This is a genomic window from Xanthomonas sp. F4 (assembly GCF_011761895.1).
The window spans coordinates 13,615-29,422 of sequence record NZ_JAASQX010000005.1 but is presented as its reverse complement, the minus strand read 5'-3'; the positions used below and the strand labels follow the sequence as shown (position 1 = coordinate 29,422).

Annotated in this window: 9 protein-coding genes; 8 read left to right on the top strand and 1 reads right to left on the bottom strand. The window is 65.2% G+C overall.

Annotated features, from left to right (window positions below):
- Positions 1-64 precede the first annotated feature (64 nt).
- The 3 genes from FHR66_RS15930 to fabV all read left to right on the top strand — a co-directional run bounded on the left by FHR66_RS15930 (position 65) and on the right by fabV (position 3,376).
- Positions 65-1,162, top strand: a complete 1,098-nt coding sequence (locus FHR66_RS15930; protein ID WP_160967218.1) for a sensor histidine kinase — start codon at positions 65-67, stop codon at positions 1,160-1,162.
- On the top strand, positions 1,159-1,791 hold the full coding sequence (locus FHR66_RS15925) for a response regulator (RefSeq protein ID WP_160967220.1): 633 nt from the start codon (positions 1,159-1,161) through the stop codon (positions 1,789-1,791). The genes FHR66_RS15930 and FHR66_RS15925 overlap by 4 nt, the downstream gene beginning before the upstream one ends.
- Positions 1,792-2,170: 379 nt before the next feature.
- On the top strand, positions 2,171-3,376 hold the full coding sequence (gene fabV, locus FHR66_RS15920) for an enoyl-ACP reductase FabV (protein WP_160967222.1): 1,206 nt from the start codon (positions 2,171-2,173) through the stop codon (positions 3,374-3,376).
- A 614-nt stretch (positions 3,377-3,990) separates the two neighbouring features.
- On the opposite strand, the gene FHR66_RS15915 is transcribed toward fabV, so the two are convergent.
- Positions 3,991-5,013: a sugar kinase gene (locus tag FHR66_RS15915; protein WP_160967224.1), complete on the bottom strand. Its 1,023-nt coding sequence runs from the start codon at positions 5,011-5,013 to the stop codon at positions 3,991-3,993.
- A 295-nt stretch (positions 5,014-5,308) separates the two neighbouring features.
- Between FHR66_RS15915 and FHR66_RS15910 the strand changes: the two genes are divergently transcribed.
- The 5 genes from FHR66_RS15910 to FHR66_RS15890 all read left to right on the top strand — a co-directional run bounded on the left by FHR66_RS15910 (position 5,309) and on the right by FHR66_RS15890 (position 15,204).
- Entirely contained in the window at positions 5,309-8,086 is a 2,778-nt protein-coding gene (locus FHR66_RS15910; RefSeq protein ID WP_160967226.1) for a TonB-dependent receptor, read from the top strand.
- A 421-nt stretch (positions 8,087-8,507) separates the two neighbouring features.
- Positions 8,508-12,320 carry a LamG domain-containing protein gene (locus tag FHR66_RS15905; protein WP_160967228.1) on the top strand — a complete coding sequence of 1,271 codons (3,813 nt, stop codon included), beginning with the start codon at positions 8,508-8,510 and terminating at the stop codon, positions 12,318-12,320.
- Between the two features lie 246 nt (positions 12,321-12,566).
- A complete protein-coding gene (locus FHR66_RS15900) occupies positions 12,567-12,776 on the top strand; it encodes a hypothetical protein (RefSeq protein WP_160967230.1) in 210 nt (69 codons plus the stop codon).
- An 80-nt stretch (positions 12,777-12,856) separates the two neighbouring features.
- A complete protein-coding gene (locus FHR66_RS15895; RefSeq protein WP_160967232.1) occupies positions 12,857-13,864 on the top strand; it encodes a tetratricopeptide repeat protein in 1,008 nt (335 codons plus the stop codon).
- 320 nt (positions 13,865-14,184) lie between these two features.
- Positions 14,185-15,204 (top strand): P-loop NTPase family protein, encoded by a 1,020-nt coding sequence (locus FHR66_RS15890; RefSeq protein WP_160967233.1) that lies wholly within the window; start codon positions 14,185-14,187, stop codon positions 15,202-15,204.
- The last annotated feature ends 604 nt before the right edge of the window (positions 15,205-15,808 follow it).

The window sequence follows — 15,808 nt, the reverse complement described above, 5'->3', positions numbered from 1 at the left end:
CCGGAAGTCACTTTCTGCGTGCGCCCCATTGCTGCGGCGTCGGCACGCGGTCAGCATCCGTCGCATGAATCGATTCCTGCGTGACCTGATCGAACCCAAGCGCCTGGCCGGGCTGCTGACCGTGGCCACCGTGTTGTGGTCGTTCCAGTTCGCGCCGCATGCCCTGGCGGCTTGGCGCTGGATCGCGGCGGCGCTGTTCCTGCTACCGCTGATCGGCGCCCACTACCTGCCCGGGCGTTGGCGCGACGCCGCACTGTGGCTGGAGGCCGCGGCTGCGATGGCCCTGGTCTGGCTGGAACCGCGCGTGGGCACCGCGCCGGTGCTGCTGGTGGTGGTGGTCGCGCAGGTGGCGCTGCAGTGGCCGCCGCGACAGGTGCTGGCGCTGGCGTTGCTGGCCAACCTCGGCACGTTCCTGGCGTTGTCCGCCGCCGGGATCCGGCATCCGCTGCCGACCACGCTGATCTACGCCGGCTTCCACGCCTTCGCCGGTCTGAGCGCGCATTACGCGCGCACCGCCGAGCTGGCGCGCGAAGCGCTGGCGCGGGTCAACGCCGACCTGCTGGCCACCCGCGCGCTGCTCGCCGACAGCACCCGCGATGCCGAGCGCCTGCGCCTGGCGCGCGAACTGCACGACGTGGCCGGGCACAAGCTCACCGCCATGCGCATCCAGTTGCGCCTGCTGCTGGCCGATCCGGCGCTGGTGCAGCGCACGGAGGTGGCGACCGTGGAGCAGCTGTCCGGTGAACTGCTGACCGATATCCGTGCGGTGGTGCAATCGCTGCGCGACGACCGCGGCGTGGATCTGGAGACGGCGCTGTGCGCCCTGGCCGCACCGTTCCCACGACCGCAGTTGCAGTTGCAGATCGACCCGGCGCTGCGCATCACCGATCCGCACCTGGCCGAGACCCTGTTGCGGCTGGTGCAGGAAGCACTCACCAACGCCGCGCGGCATGCCGACGCCGCGCATGTGCGGGTGCGGCTGGGCCAGGACCGGCAGCAGCTGTGCCTGGACATCGAGGACGACGGCCACCGCGCCGAGCGCATCCGCGAAGGCAACGGCATCGCCGGCATGCGCGAGCGCCTGGCCGCCCTGCAAGGACGCCTGGAGCTGGGCCGCACGCCGCTGGGCGGCATGCAGTTGAGCGCGAGGCTGCCGCTGTGAGCGCGCTGCGGATCGCCCTGGCCGACGACCAGGTGCTGGTGCGCGCAGGCCTGCGTGCGCTGCTGCAGACCCAGGGCATCGTCGTCGCCTGCGAGGCCGACGACGGCCAGGCCCTGCTCGACGCGGTCGCGGCCACGCCGGTGGACGTGGTGCTCAGCGATATCCGCATGCCGGGCATGGACGGCATCCAGGCGCTGCAGCAGCTGCGCGCGCGCGGCGACCGCACGCCGGTGCTGCTGCTCACCACCTTCGACGAATCCGACCTGTTGCTGCGCGCCACCGACGCCGGCGCGCAGGGCTTCCTGCTCAAGGACGCCGCACCGGAGGACCTGCGCGAGGCGATCGCGCGCGTGGCGGCCGGGGAGACCTTGCTGCAGCCGGTCAGCACCGACCCGGTGCGCGCGCGCTACCGCTACCGCGACGAGGACGCCCCGCGCGACACCTTCAACGAACGCGAAGTGGCGATCCTGCGCCTGCTCGCCGGCGGCTACTCCAACAAGGAGATCGCGCGCAGCCTGTTCCTGGCCGAGGGCACGGTGAAGAACTACGTCTCCACCATCCTCGACAAGCTCGGCACCCGCGACCGCACCCGCGCCGTGCTCAAGGCGATCACCTTGCGCATCATCTGATGCGCGCAAAGCGGCAGCGCTGCACCGGCCAGTGGCACTGCGTCGGGACTGAAGTCCCTCCCACACTGTCTCCATCCGACATGGCGGCACCGTCGCAATGGCGGTACCGTCCCATCTGGTAGGAGCGGCTTCAGCCGCGACAACCGACGCCGCGGTGCGCGGCTCGCCGCTCAGCGCTTTTCCCTCCAGTCAGCACAACATCCGCCACCGCGACGCCGCCCCATGTGGGAGCGACTTCAGTCGCGACGCGACACCCCCGAACGCGCGTGCCTCCACCCACACCGAACTCCATACCCCGCCGTGTGCTGCCGCCGGGACTTCTGCGCGCCGGCCGCAGACATTAAGATGCCGCGGGCATTGTGCCGATGAGGAATTCACGTTGATCATCCATCCGAAAGTCCGCGGTTTCATCTGCACCACCACGCATCCGCTCGGTTGCGAGCGCAACGTGCTCGAGCAGATCGCCGCCACGCGCGCGCGCGGCGTGCGCCACGATGGGCCAAAGAACGTGCTGGTGATCGGCGCGTCCAGCGGCTATGGCCTGGCCTCGCGCATCACCGCCGCGTTCGGTTTCGGCGCCGCCACCCTCGGCGTGTTCTTCGAGAAGCCCGGCAGCGAGAAGAAGGCCGGCACCGCCGGTTGGTACAACGCCGCCGCGTTCGACAAGCAGGCCAAGGCCGACGGCCTGTACAGCAAGTCGATCAACGGCGACGCGTTCTCCGACCAGGCGCGCGAGAAGGTGATCGAGCTGATCAAGCAGGACATGGGCGGCCAGGTCGACCTGGTGGTGTATTCGCTGGCCTCGCCGGTGCGCAAGCTGCCGAGCACCGGCGAAGTGAAGCGCTCGGCGCTCAAGCCGATCGGCCAGACCTATACCGCCACCGCCATCGACACCAACAAGGACGCCATCATCGAGGCCTCGATCGAGCCGGCCACCGAGCAGGAGATCGAAGACACCATCACCGTGATGGGCGGGCAGGACTGGGAACTGTGGATCGACGCACTGGACGCCGCCGGCGTGCTCGCCCCGGGCGCGCGCACCGTCGCCTTCAGCTACATCGGCACCGAGATCACCTGGCCGATCTATTGGCACGGCGCACTGGGCAAGGCCAAGGTCGACCTCGACCAGACCGCGCAGCGCCTGCACGCGCGCCTGCAACCGCAGGGCGGCACGGCCAACGTGGCGGTGCTGAAATCGGTGGTGACCCAGGCCAGCGCGGCGATCCCGGTGATGCCGCTGTACATCTCCATGGTCTACAAGATCATGAAGGAAAAGGGCCTGCACGAAGGCACCATCGAACAGGCCGACCGCCTGTTCCGCGAGCGCCTGTATCGCGAGGACGGCCAGCCGGCCGCCACCGATGACGAGAACCGGCTGCGCCTGGACGACTGGGAACTGCGCGACGACGTGCAGGACGCCTGCAAGGCGCTGTGGCCGCAGGTGACCACCGAGAACCTGTTCCAGCTCACCGACTACGCCGGCTACAAACACGAGTTCCTCAAGCTGTTCGGCTTCGAGCGCAAGGACGTGGATTACGACGCCGAGGTCGACCCCGACGTGAAGTTCGATTGCGTGGAGCTCTGAGGGGCGGGGATTCGGGAGTGGGGATTCGGGAGTCGTTTTGATCCCGAAGCCCGGACAGAACATGCGGCCGGCAGCGATGTCGGCCGTTTTCTTTTTCCGGTGGCCACCGCGGCGATGGCGAGGCCGAGATGAGCGGTGCCTGCGTAGCGAAGCAGGCGAGGGCGATGCAGTTGCGGCAGGCCAAGGCCGTGCAGTGGATTAGCGGCGCTGCCCGCAACACCGAAGCAGCGACATGTGCGCCATTGCGCTCGCACCGCGCATCGCCAACGTGCGATTGCCGGTCGCGGCTAACGCCGCTCCTACAAGAAGAGCGCCCGCTGCACCCGGAGGAGCGGCTTCAGCCGCGACAAGCGAAGCGGCGATGCGCGAGTTGATAGAGACCGCGTCGGGACTGAAGTCCCTCCCACAAAGACCCCATCCATCCCCGCGGCAGCTTCCCCCCGTAGGAGCGGCTTCAGCCGCGACAACCGAAGCCGCGGTGCCGGAACTGCCCGCACAGCATCAAGCATCAGGACTAAAAAACCCGCCGCAGCGCAGCGCCAATCCGCAAGTAAAACCCACACCGCCAGCGCCGCAAAACCAATCTCCAATCCCCAATCCCCAATCCCGGCCTTTCAACGCCTCACATCGAACCGCGTCGCCCCCACGCAGGCCTGCACCTCGGCCTCGCTCAGCGCCAGCACGTCGCCCGGCAGCGTGTGCTTGAGGCAGCCGGCGGCCAGGCCGAAGCGGATCGTGGCGGTGTCGTCCCAGCCCTGGCTCAAGCCGTGCAGCACGCCGGCGGCGAAGGCATCGCCGCCGCCGATGCGGTCGACGATGCCGCTCAGTTCCTCGGCCGGCGCCTGCGCCACGCTGCCGTCGCGGCGCAGCAGCATCGCGCCCAGGCTGTGCCGGTCCACGCTGTGCGCCAAACGCTGGGTGCAGGCCATCGCCTGCAGCTGCGGGAACGCGGCGAAGGCATCGCGCGCGCCGGCCTCCACCCTCGCCTGCACGCTGTCCTGCGGGTAGCGGTGGCCCAGCACCACTTCCAGGTCGCGGTAGTCGGCGAACAGCACGTCCGCCTGCGCCAGCAACTTCCGGAGGATGCCCGGGGCATCGCCGTTCCAGGCCTCCCACAGTTTGGGCCGATAGTTGCCGTCGAACGACACTCGCACCCCGGCCGCGCGTGCCGCCTGTGCCGCCGTCAGCGCCGCGGCGGCGCCACGTTCGCCCAGTGCCGGGGTCACCCCGGACAGGTGCAGCCACTGCGCGCCGTGCAGCAGCGCCGGCCAGTCGTGGCGGTCGCCGGCATCCAGCGCGAAGGCCGAGCCGGCGCGGTCGTAGGTGACTTCGCTGGGCCGATGCCCGGCGCCGGTGCTGAGGAAGTACAGGCCCATGCGCCCCGGGACGAAGCGCACCCCGGCGGTGTCCACGCCATGCCGGCGCAGTTCGCCGGCGGCGGCCTGGCCCAGCGGGTTGTCCGGCAGCACGCTGACCACCGAGACGGCGTGGCCGAAATGCGCCAGCGCCACGCCCACGTTGGCCTCGGCGCCACCCACCTGCACCTCCAGGCGCGGGGTCTGCAGCAGGCGTTCGTGGCCGGGCGCGCCCAGGCGCAGCAACAGTTCGCCGAAGCAGACGATGCGGGAAGCGGTCATGGCGGGCGGGTCCGGCGGCCGAAAGGACGCCAAGCATGCCGCGAAACGCGGGCGTCGGCCAGAACAAGTGACCAGCGGTGTCATTTCTGTGCGTCAGCAGGCGCTTCGGCACTGGCCGGCGTCGCGCTCTTGCGCTATCTCATTGACTGCAAAGACCCTCTTCCCGCCTAGCTCTCTGTTGCGCTGCAAGATGCCGCAATGTTTCGCAACTGTTAACGTTGATTTTGACCAGCGGTGTCATTCGCGACAACGCCCGCAGTTCCACGCCGTCATGTAACCCTTGGGAGGGGAGGACATGCAATCACGTACCGAACGCCGGAAGACACCGGTTACCTTGCTCGCGCTGTCGATCGGCCTGGCCCTGCAGGCCGGTGCCCTGCAGGCGCAGGAGGCGCCGGCGTCCGCGCCGCCCGCCACGGCCTCCGCCGATGCCACCACCGAGCTCGACACCGTCGTCGTCACCGGCTACCGCGCCAGTGTGGAGAAGGCGCTGGACATCAAGCGCGCCGAGAAGGGCATGGTCGACGCCATCGTCGCCGAGGACGTGGGCAAGTTCCCCGACACCAACCTGGCCGAATCGCTGCAGCGCATCCCCGGCGTGGTCATCACCCGCGACGCCGGCGAAGGCCGCAACATCTCCGTGCGCGGCCTCGGCCCGGACTTCACCCGCGTGCGCATCAACGGTATGGAAGCGCTGACCACGGTGGGCGCCAGCGACCAGAGCGGCGGCACCAACCGCGGCCGCGGCTTCGACTTCAACGTGTTCGCCTCGGACCTGTTCACCCAGATGGTGGTGCGCAAGACCGCCTCGGCCGACGTCGAGGAGGGCTCGCTGGGCGCCACGGTCGACCTGCGCACCGCGCGTCCGTTCGACTACGACGGCTTCACCTTCGCCGCCAACGGCCAGGCCACCTACAACGGCATGTCGCAGAAGGCCGATCCGCGCATCGCCGCGCTGGTCGCCAACACCTGGGCCGACGGTACCTTCGGCGCGCTGATGTCGGTGGCCTATTCCGAGCGCCAGGTGCTCGAGGAAGGCAGCGGCACCACCCGCTGGGCCAACGGACCCAGCAACAACGGCTACAGCGCCGCCTCGCCGTTCGCCGCGGCCAACAGCGCCAACGTGTTCAGCCCGCGCATCCCGCGCTACACGCAGATGGAGCACGAGCAGAACCGCCTGGGCGTCACCGGCTCGCTGCAGTGGAAGCCCAACGACAGCACCGAGTTCTCGCTGGACGGCCTGTACTCGAAGATCGACGCCAAGCGCGACGAGCACTACATCGAGGCGATCAGCTTCAGCCGCGGCCGCTCGCAGAACGGCAAGCCGGACATGATCGTGCGCGACGGCTACGTCGACCCGGCTTCCGGCGCGCTGCTGTACGGCCGTTTCGACAATACCGACATCCGCTCGGAGAACCGCCACGACGAGTGGAACACGGTCTTCAAGCAGCTCACCTTGAACGGCGAACACCGCTTCAGCGACACCTTCAAGATCACCGGCGAGATCGGCACCTCCAGTTCCAAGCACCGGAACCCGATCCAGACCACGGTGATCATGGACAAGAACAACGTCGCCGGGTACAGCTACGACTACCGCAACAGCTACACCTCGCCGGTGTTCGACTACGGCATCGACCCGACCGCCGCCAACGGCTGGACGCTGGCCGAAGTGCGCATGCGCCCGCAGTCGGCCAACAACAGCTTCGACACCGGCTCGCTGAACTTCGAGTGGAACCTGGGCCCCAACTTCACCCTCAAGGGCGGTGTGCTGGCCAAGAACTACGGCTTCGACACCAAGGAGTTCCGCCGCGCCTCCGAGACCAGCGTGCCGACCTTCGCTACCGGCAACCGCATCGTGCCGACCGACCTGGTCGCGCTGGCCGGGCTCAAGGGTATCGAGGGCACGCCGTCGAACTGGGCGGTACCCGACCTAAACGGCATCGCCGACGCGCTGGGCATCTACAGCGGCACCGGCACCTGGACGCTGACCGAGCGCGCGGTCAACACCCGCAGCGTGGAAGAGAAGGACCGCGGCGCGTGGTTGATGGGCGACTTCGCCTTCGACATCGGCGCGATTCCGTTCTCCGGCAACGTCGGCGTGCGCTACGTGAAGACCACCCAGTCCTCCACCGGCTACGCCCTGGTCGGCTCCAACCTGATCAACACCACGGTCGAGCGCACCTACAACGACACCCTGCCGTCGTTGAACCTGGTCGCTGAGATCACCCCGGATTTCCTGATCCGCTTCGGCGCCGCCAAGGTGATGACGCGGCCGGGGCTGGGCAGCCTGACCCCGGGCGTGACGGTCGCCGTCGCCGGTGGCGCGCGCACGGTCAGCGGCGGCAACCCGAACCTGGATCCGATCCGCGCCAAGACCGCCGACCTCGGCTTCGAGTGGTACCTGCAGGAAGGCGCGATGCTCGGCCTGGCGCTGTTCTACAAGGACATCGACAGCTTCGTGCAGACCGCGCGCACCATCGCCCCGTACTCCAGCAGCGGCCTGCCGGTCAGCCTGCTCGACGGCACCGGCGCGGCGGCCAGCGACGACTTCGTCTTCAGCGTGCCGCTCAACACCCCGGGCGGCAAGCTCAAGGGCGCAGAGTTCAACTACATCCAGCCCTTCACCTTCCTGCCGGGCAAGTGGGCCAACTTCGGCACCCAGCTCAACTACACCTACGTGCAGTCGAAGATCCAGTACGTCACCGGGACCGGCGCGCTGTCGTTCAACACCGACCTCACCGGCCTGTCGAAGAACTCGTACAACGCCACGCTGTTCTACGAAGGCGAGCGCTTCAGCGGGCGCGTGTCGCTGACCCACCGCGACGGCTACCTGACCCAGGTGCCGGCCACGGAAACCGGCTTCGACGTGCACGGCATGCGCGGCACCAACGTCGTGGACGCCAAGCTGACCTACAAGATCGACGAGAAGATCGACATCAGCCTGGAAGGGTCGAACCTGACCAACGTGCCGTACTACGAGTGGGTACAGACCAGTGCGGGCGGCGCGCAGTTGCCGCTGACCTACAGCGAGACCGGCCGCCAGTACGCGATCGGCGTGCGCTACAAGTTCTGAAGACTGCGTTCGCCGGTGCCGCGCTGCGGCATCGGCAACGCCCCGCCGCCCGCATACTCGCGGGCCGGGGAGGGAGATCGCCGCGCGCTGTCATGGCGCGCGCCGATCGCAAAGGAGCGAGATGAAACAGGCAATGTGCCGCAGCGCTATGCGCGCTGCCCGTGGTGTGGCGGCAATGGGGGTCCGGGGATGGCAGCGCCTGGAGGCACATGCGATGCGATGCCTGACCGCCATCGGCTCCGTATGCACGCCATCGGATGTGCCGGCACCGCGCGTCGCGGCTGAAGCCGCTCCTACACCAGCACCTGCTCTTCGTAGGAGCGGCTTCAGCCGCGACGGGCTTTCCCGATCCACTTTGGCACTCCAGAGCTGTAACGCACGCATCGCCAACGCGAAGGCTCCACGCCGCATCGCACACCGCTTGGCCCTGCTCTGCACCCTCGCACTCCCCACCATCGCCACAGCCGCCACCCCCGAACTGCTTTTTCGCGTCTCCGCCGACCACGGCCTGGACGCCGACGTCGCCCAGGGCGATGCAACCCCCAACTTCCGCGACAAGATCGCCCTGGTGCCCACCGGCGTGTCCGGGCAGGCGATCGAATGGGCCGACGACGGCGTGCTGTCCTGGAATGCCCCCGGCAACCTCTACACCCAGCGTGGCACGCTGTCGTTCTTCTGGCGTTCGCGCTACCCGGTGGGCGAAGCCCCGTTCGTGATCTTCCGCGTCGGCTACGCCGACCACACCAGCTGGGACATGGCCTGGTTGCGCATCGACTGGAACGGCCACGGCTTCGACGCCTTCGTCACCGACGCCAACCTGGCGCGCACCCGCGTCTCCTTCAAGCTCGACAAGCACCCGGCGCCCAGCGCCTGGACCCACCTCGCCTTCGCCTGGGACGAGACCCGCGGCGTGCGTCTGTACGTGGACGGCAAGGAAGCCGCGCGCGTGGACTGCACCCAGGCCTGCGCCGATGGCGGCTCGCTCGACTTCGACGCCGCGCTCGACCAGCTCGGCCTGGCCGCGCGCGTGCTGGCGCCGCACCAGGTGCAGAGCCGCTACAACTTCCTGCGCGGCAGCGACTTCGACGAGATCCGCGTGTACGACCGCATGCTCGATGCCGCGGGTGTCGCCGCCCTGGCCCGGCAGCAGGCGCCGCGCAGCGCCGAGGCCTTGCCCGACAGCGCCGCGCGCAACGCCTGGCTGCACCGCTTCGGCTGGGACCACGGCCGTGCACCGCCGGTGCTGGACGCGCCGTCCACGCGCATCCGCAAGGTCGAGTTCGCCGACGCCAAGGACCTGAAGGAGTGGATGTGGAAGGCGACCGACGGCATCGCCGAGACCACCTGGCCCGGCGTGTACAACCGCTCGCGCCTGCCCGGCCGCAACGACTACTTCCAGCTGCCCGACTGGAACGTCTACGTCGAAGGCGGCAAGGCGCTGGACCTGGCCCTGCCCGACGAACCGTTCAACCGCATCGAACTGCGCGGCGCCGCCTACGGCCAGGCCACCTATGCCGCCGATGGCGGCACGCCTGCGCCGTTGTTCTCGCGCGCCCAGGGCACCGTGCGCAGCGTGGACCAGTTCGAGCGCCGCCGAGGCGGCCACATGCGTTTCACCAACGTCGCCCAGGAAACCCCGATCCAGGAAATCTGGGCCTACGACGTCGGTGCCGGCGCCGAGCCGGCCAACCCCAGCGCCACGCTGCGCTACACCGTGCACAGCGACATCGCCCCGGACTACGCCAACCTCGCCGCACTGCGCGCCTACATCGCCGGGCGCTACCCGCCGGACGAGCGCAGCACCGTGGTCGCGCTGCCGAGCAAGGCGCCGTCGCGCAAGCGTGCCGACGACAAGACCGCGGTGCCGCCGCTGCCCATCGTCCACATGCTCATCCCCTCCAACCTCGGCGACGCCCCGGCCGCGCAGCCGCTGATGCGCAGCTGGTCGTACGGCTGGGAGAACATGCACGACGGCCTGGACGGCATCGCCATCGACCTGCCGGCATTGCAGCTGCCGGCCACGCACAACGGCCTGATCCCGCTCAACATCCGCGTCAAGGACCCCATCTGGCCCGGCCGCGACATGCTCGACGTGTCGGTCTCGGTCGCGCCCGGGCGGGCGCGCACCCTGTGGCTGGACCTGCGCGACCGCATCCTCACCGACGACAGCCTGATGCTCAGCATCGCCTCGGCCGCGCCCGGGTTCGACGCGCGCGCGCTGGATGGCGCGCAGATCCGCCTGCTGTTCAAGCCGCGCGAGCAGGCCAAGGCCGAGCACATCGCCGACCGCTTCAACCAGGTCAAGGACAACTGGGGCTTCCTGGTCGAGGAACACACCACCTCCAAGCGCCAGCGCCTGTACGCGCGCCTGGATGCCGACATCCACGACCTGTTGCGGGTGGACCCGGACAATGCGCTGGGCCGCCAGTACTGGGCCGACATCAGCTACGGCAACCAGGGCCCGCTGCCGGTGCAACTGCCGCAGCCGCCCAAGGGCGTGCCGGGCTGGGCGTTCTGGCAGTTGGAAGATCTCAAGGCCACGCGCCGTTACATCAACTGGTGGATCGACGAACGCCAGGTCGACTACGGCGATTTCGGTGGCGGCATCTCCGACGATTCCGACCTCACCCAGCAATGGCCCGGCGTCGCCCTGATGGGCGTGGACCCGGACAAGCTCAACGCCTCGCTCACCGCCCTGTCCGACGCCAACTACCGCAACGGCATGTTCACCGACGGCCTCTCCACCATCGAGACCGACGAACTGCATTCCTACGAAGACGGCATCAACATCAACAGCGCCATGCTCTACCTCAACTGGGGCGACCCGCTGACGGTGGAGCGGCTGATGCGCACGGTGAAGGCGCTCGACACCATAATCCAGGTCAACCCGCAGGGCCACCTGCTGTTCGCCAGCAACTGGTTCGGCGGGCGCAAGGTCTACCGCGAACCGAACTGGCAGTGGCAGAAGCCCTACTCGTTCCCGATCCTGCACCCGGCGCTGCTGCTGGGCGGCTACAACGCCGACCCCAGCAGCCGCCGCATCGTCACCGGCCTGGCCGACGGCTACCTGGCCCACGCCTACACCGACGCCAAGGGCCAGTGGGCGCTGCCCAACGAGATCGACTGGGCCACCGGCAAGACCCGCGGCGGCAGCCTGTTCGACGGCAGCGGCGGCCCCGACACCCTGCACACCTTCTGGGCCGCCTACCGCTGGACCGGCGACGCGCGCTATCTCCAGGCCATCGACTACCGCGTCGCCAAGGCCGGCCCCGGCGGTCTGTCAATGCTTAACGAGAACTTCCTCGACGTGCTCGGCAAGCGCGACAGTTGGGGCGCCAGCCTGGCCAAGGCGGCGGCCGACGCCGAGGCCGACGACGCCCCGGACTTCGCCCACCACGTCGCCTGGGAGCAGAGCGGCGACCCGCGCTGGCTGGAGACCCTGTACCGCGCCGAGACCCGCGACAAACTGCAGACCTTCTACATGAACACCGAAGGCCATTGGTGGAGCGACCGCGTCGAATCGCCCACCGTGAACCTGCAGCGCGCCCGCCTCGGCGGCGTCGCCCTCAAGCGCAACCAGACCTATCCCGGCCACACCGTCAGCTGGCGCTTCTCCGATCCGGAAGGCGCGGTGCAGGTGGCGCTGTTGCTGCAGAAGCCGCGGCAGGATCGCTTCACCGTCATCGGCTACAACACCAGTGGCAAGACGCAGCGGGCGCAGATGACTGGCTGGAATGTCATGGCGGGGCAGTGGCGCATGCGTGTGGGTATCGATCGCGATGGCGATGGGAAGATCGATGGCAAGGCGGCAACGCGCGAGTTCGCGTTCGAGAGGAGCGGGGCGGTGGATGTGGAGTTTCCGGCCGGCAAGACGGTGGTGATGGAGTTCGAGCTGGTTGCGCCTGCCGCGGTGCCCGTCGAGCTACGGCCGGATCTGGGGATTGGGCGTGGGGATGTGCGGGTAACCGCGGATGCTATCGAGGTCACCGTGCATAGCCTGGGGCATGTGGATGCGCCTGCGGGGTTTGTGGTGCTGGAGGATGCGCGTGGCCGGGAAGTGGCGCGGGCGGCGTTTCCGGTGCTGGAGGCGCCGCGCGATCTGGAGCCGAAGACGGCACAGGTGCGATTGGTGGCGCCGGCCGGAAAGAGCGCCAAGGGAGGTCGGCTGCGTATCGTCACCCAGGGCGACGTGGCAGAACTGACGCAGAGAAACAATGTGGTGGATGTGCCCTGATTTAATCGGCCCCACTTCAAGACGCGCCCTTGCCTAGCGGGGGCGCGCATTCACCTCGGAATGTTCCCTACTGACGGCCGCATTTGTCTCCCCCAAAAGTGTGACGCTGTGCTAGAACAGGATTGTCTGTGGGGAGAACGGACTTCCACCAGACCTGATTGGACGGCTGAGCCTGCGGCATACGCGGCGCAAAGTGTCCATATGTAATGGGAACGCTAGGACGCCACATTTTCTCAGGGGAAATCTATGTTTGCCAAAGTCTCGATCATCGCGGCGCTGGCAGGGTTCGCCATGTGCCTGGCTGCGGCATCTGCGGACGCACGTGTGCGTGCACCCGGCTCACACCACACGACCAGTCATGGTGGGCATTACACGTCGGGCCATGGCTCTTCGCATAAGGGCGGTAGTTATCGTAGTCCGAGCACCAACAATCAATACCGCCGGCATAAGTCTTAGCTTGCACAAACTGCGTGTTCGGTGACGCGAACAGCATTTAACTTCATTATAGATGAAGTTCACAATAACAAGGGGGAATAATGAGCTTTGTTCCAGCTGAGTGTCCAAGTTGCCTTAAGATTATCCAAGTTCCAATCGACGTAGAAATTTCGAAGTGCATGTACTGTGGAGAAGAAGTTTCACGGCCACATGTTTTAGTGACTGCCACTACGCCTAGTCTTTCCAATCTACTGGGGATGGCGCGAACTGCTTCTTTAGCTGGCAACTTTGGCGAGGCGGAGAGCTATTACAACCGAGTTCTGGAGATTGAGCCTAGAAGCGCAGAAGCATGGATTGGCAAGGGAAAATCTGCGGCTTGGCAATCAAGTATTGCCAACATCCGTACTAATGAAATGGCCGTTGCATTCAACAACGCTATAGGCGCATCTGACAATGAAGGGCGTAGCTCAATAGTTGAATCCTGTGTGCAGGAAATGAATCACATTGTCGCCATGCTTTACGGTATGGCGAACAAACAGATGCAAGAGTATGTAGCTCTAGATAGTACCTGGAATTCTTACATATCCCAAGTAGCTCAATTACTAGGCGGATTGGAATCAGCGCTAGCTTGGGATCCAAACAATGTCACTACGCTAGAGAACATTGTACATCTCTGTAAGGACAATATTGAAGGCGTCACCTATCGTGATCCTTATGACAGCAACATACAAAAAGTTTGGTCGCTATCACCAGCCTATGAACAGACGTTGCGTGGACAGCTTGATGCGGCAAATGAAAAGCTTAAATCACTGAATCCGAGTTATGTCGCCCCGTCTATTGAGAAGAAAAAGCTAGATTCCTGTTTTGTTGTAACCGCTACAATGGGCGACGAGAAACACCCGGCCGTCACGCTATTACGACAGTTCAGAGCTGAATTTCTGTCGGGAACTTCGACGGGAGAGGCATTTATTCGCTGGTATTACCGCAATGGACCAAAAATTGCTAGGGTAATCAATGCAAGTGATCTATGTAGAGTTGTAAGCTATATTATAGTTGTGACTCCCGCGGCTTTCATTGCTTATTTTGTTTTGCTGCTGCGGCGCAAGTGATATCAGAACAAAGGGGAGGAAGGAAGGGGGCGTAGGGAATTAAGTGAGTGTCCCATTGGCTGTCGCGGTAGCGTCTGGTTGAATTCGCGGTATGCGACGAGAAGGCGCGGATTGTTCTCGTCGTGTGAGCTGCCATGCTCGTAACACATGCCTAGAGTCTCTAGGCATCGTGATGTATGTCGCCCGGCTGGTGAATGTCGTGCATGTGGCCAGCCGAGAGATACAAGGACTAGAAGGTTCGCCCCGCTCCCTTTTGTTCAAGTCGAACCCGCCTCGCAGGTTGGCTTAAATCAGGCGTTAGCCTCTACCGGAGAATATCGTTGGCAAAGATCACTTTTATTCAGCAGAACGAGCCGATCGACGAGTATGGACGGGCCCTTTATGCGGTTGCTCGATCAATTCTGCGGGCGCTACTAGACTCGCTTTCCGCTGAAGATCTAACGGATCTGAACTGTCCGATCAAGGATGTGACAATGCGTCAACTTGCCAAGGTAGTACGCCTGGATCGTGACAAGGGCATGCGTGGAGACGGCTTTGAATGGGCAGTCCATGAAGCCATTACAGGCAAAGAGCCGTTAGTAACGCAGCTAGTCCATGATGGAATGCGGCGCGCATCGAAGGCGATTACGGGTGCTGCACCAGAATCTTTGCTGTTCGGTTACGAGCGTGCCAAGTATCTAGGCTTCCTTGAGGCTACTATTCAAGCTGCTGGTCACACTCCTTACCTATTGCCCGACGGCTCCGGTCGGCCATACAAGTTCGACACTTGGGTTGCGAGGGCAGCGAAGGGCGAGGCCGCAGAAGCCGAGCTAACTGACCGTATCAAGAAGATCTGGAAAACTGACCTCTTTCTAACGGGAACCGGCGACGAGCGTTATCTGGCAGCAACTGTCAAATCAAACTACGCGCTACTTGAGGGCGGTAGAGGCCTCAAGATCGGCATTGTCCCCGAGTCCACTGTTACCGGGCATAAGCCTGGCGTGTCATTTGATCAAAAACATGGTTTGTGGTTAGTAACGTTGGCAGATCCAAACGGATTTACTGGATTGTATAACGATGCGTACCTGGCAGTCGGGCGAGCAATGTGCACGCTGGGCAAGCAAGAGCCGCCACCGTATTACACAAAGCCAAGTGCTAAGGGGCAGCGCGTGCAGCATCAGCTTGAGAAATATCCGACTGCGACTGTTATTGAGATTGAAGGCGCACTCAACGAGGCAGCGCAGCAGAACCTTGTTGGGGTAACAACTAAGCTTGTGGGCGTCAATGCTCCAGACTGGCTTCATATCAAAACCAAAGCGCCTAAAATCATCGCGCCGAAGCCAGCATTTGAGAAACTATAGCGAAAGCAGGCTGGAATAGATAACGGGGTCAGGTTGAGCCACGCCCGATTCCTCGGGTAACGCTAAATGGAGCCAGAGTGCACATTCTCGTAGCTGATAACGGGGTGGTGATGACGGGGTCAGGTTGACTTATTCGTTGATCGTGGTGGGTTTGCGTGGTCGATGGGCTGGCCTGACACCAGTGAAGCGGCGGGTCTTGGCCTCGACCATGCCGCGAAACGCATCGTGGCCGAGAGCCCGTTGTTGCTGGAGGTACTTGCGGATGTCGGTGAGCAGTTCCTCGCTTAGGTCCTCATCAAGCCATGCGCGCTAAGCGCTGGACCGCTCGGCTGCATCATTACCCAGAGCGAGCCAGGACGGGTGGGCGTTAGTGCCGAGTGTTCCCGCTGACCGAGATTGGCTGCGCAACTGGACCAGCGATACGCGGCCGGATCGTCGATGAGACGAGCGCGTACCGGGTTGAGTACGATGTAGCGATAGCAGCGCAATACATAGTCGGCACTGTCCACAAGGCATGACGTGTAGCGCCCTTCCCAAAGCGCGCGGGTGCGGCCGTGAAGGCCATTGAAGAGGCCACATAATGACGACCGAGTCGCTGCATTAG

Coding starts and splice junctions, on each gene's coding strand:
- FHR66_RS15895 (WP_160967232.1), top strand. CDS start 12,857: ATGAGCTTTGTTCCAGCTGAGTGTCCAAGTTGCCTTAAGATTATCCAA.
- FHR66_RS15910 (WP_160967226.1), top strand. CDS start 5,309: ATGCAATCACGTACCGAACGCCGGAAGACACCGGTTACCTTGCTCGCG.
- FHR66_RS15900 (WP_160967230.1), top strand. CDS start 12,567: ATGTTTGCCAAAGTCTCGATCATCGCGGCGCTGGCAGGGTTCGCCATG.
- FHR66_RS15915 (WP_160967224.1), bottom strand. CDS start 5,013: ATGACCGCTTCCCGCATCGTCTGCTTCGGCGAACTGTTGCTGCGCCTG.
- FHR66_RS15930 (WP_160967218.1), top strand. CDS start 65: ATGAATCGATTCCTGCGTGACCTGATCGAACCCAAGCGCCTGGCCGGG.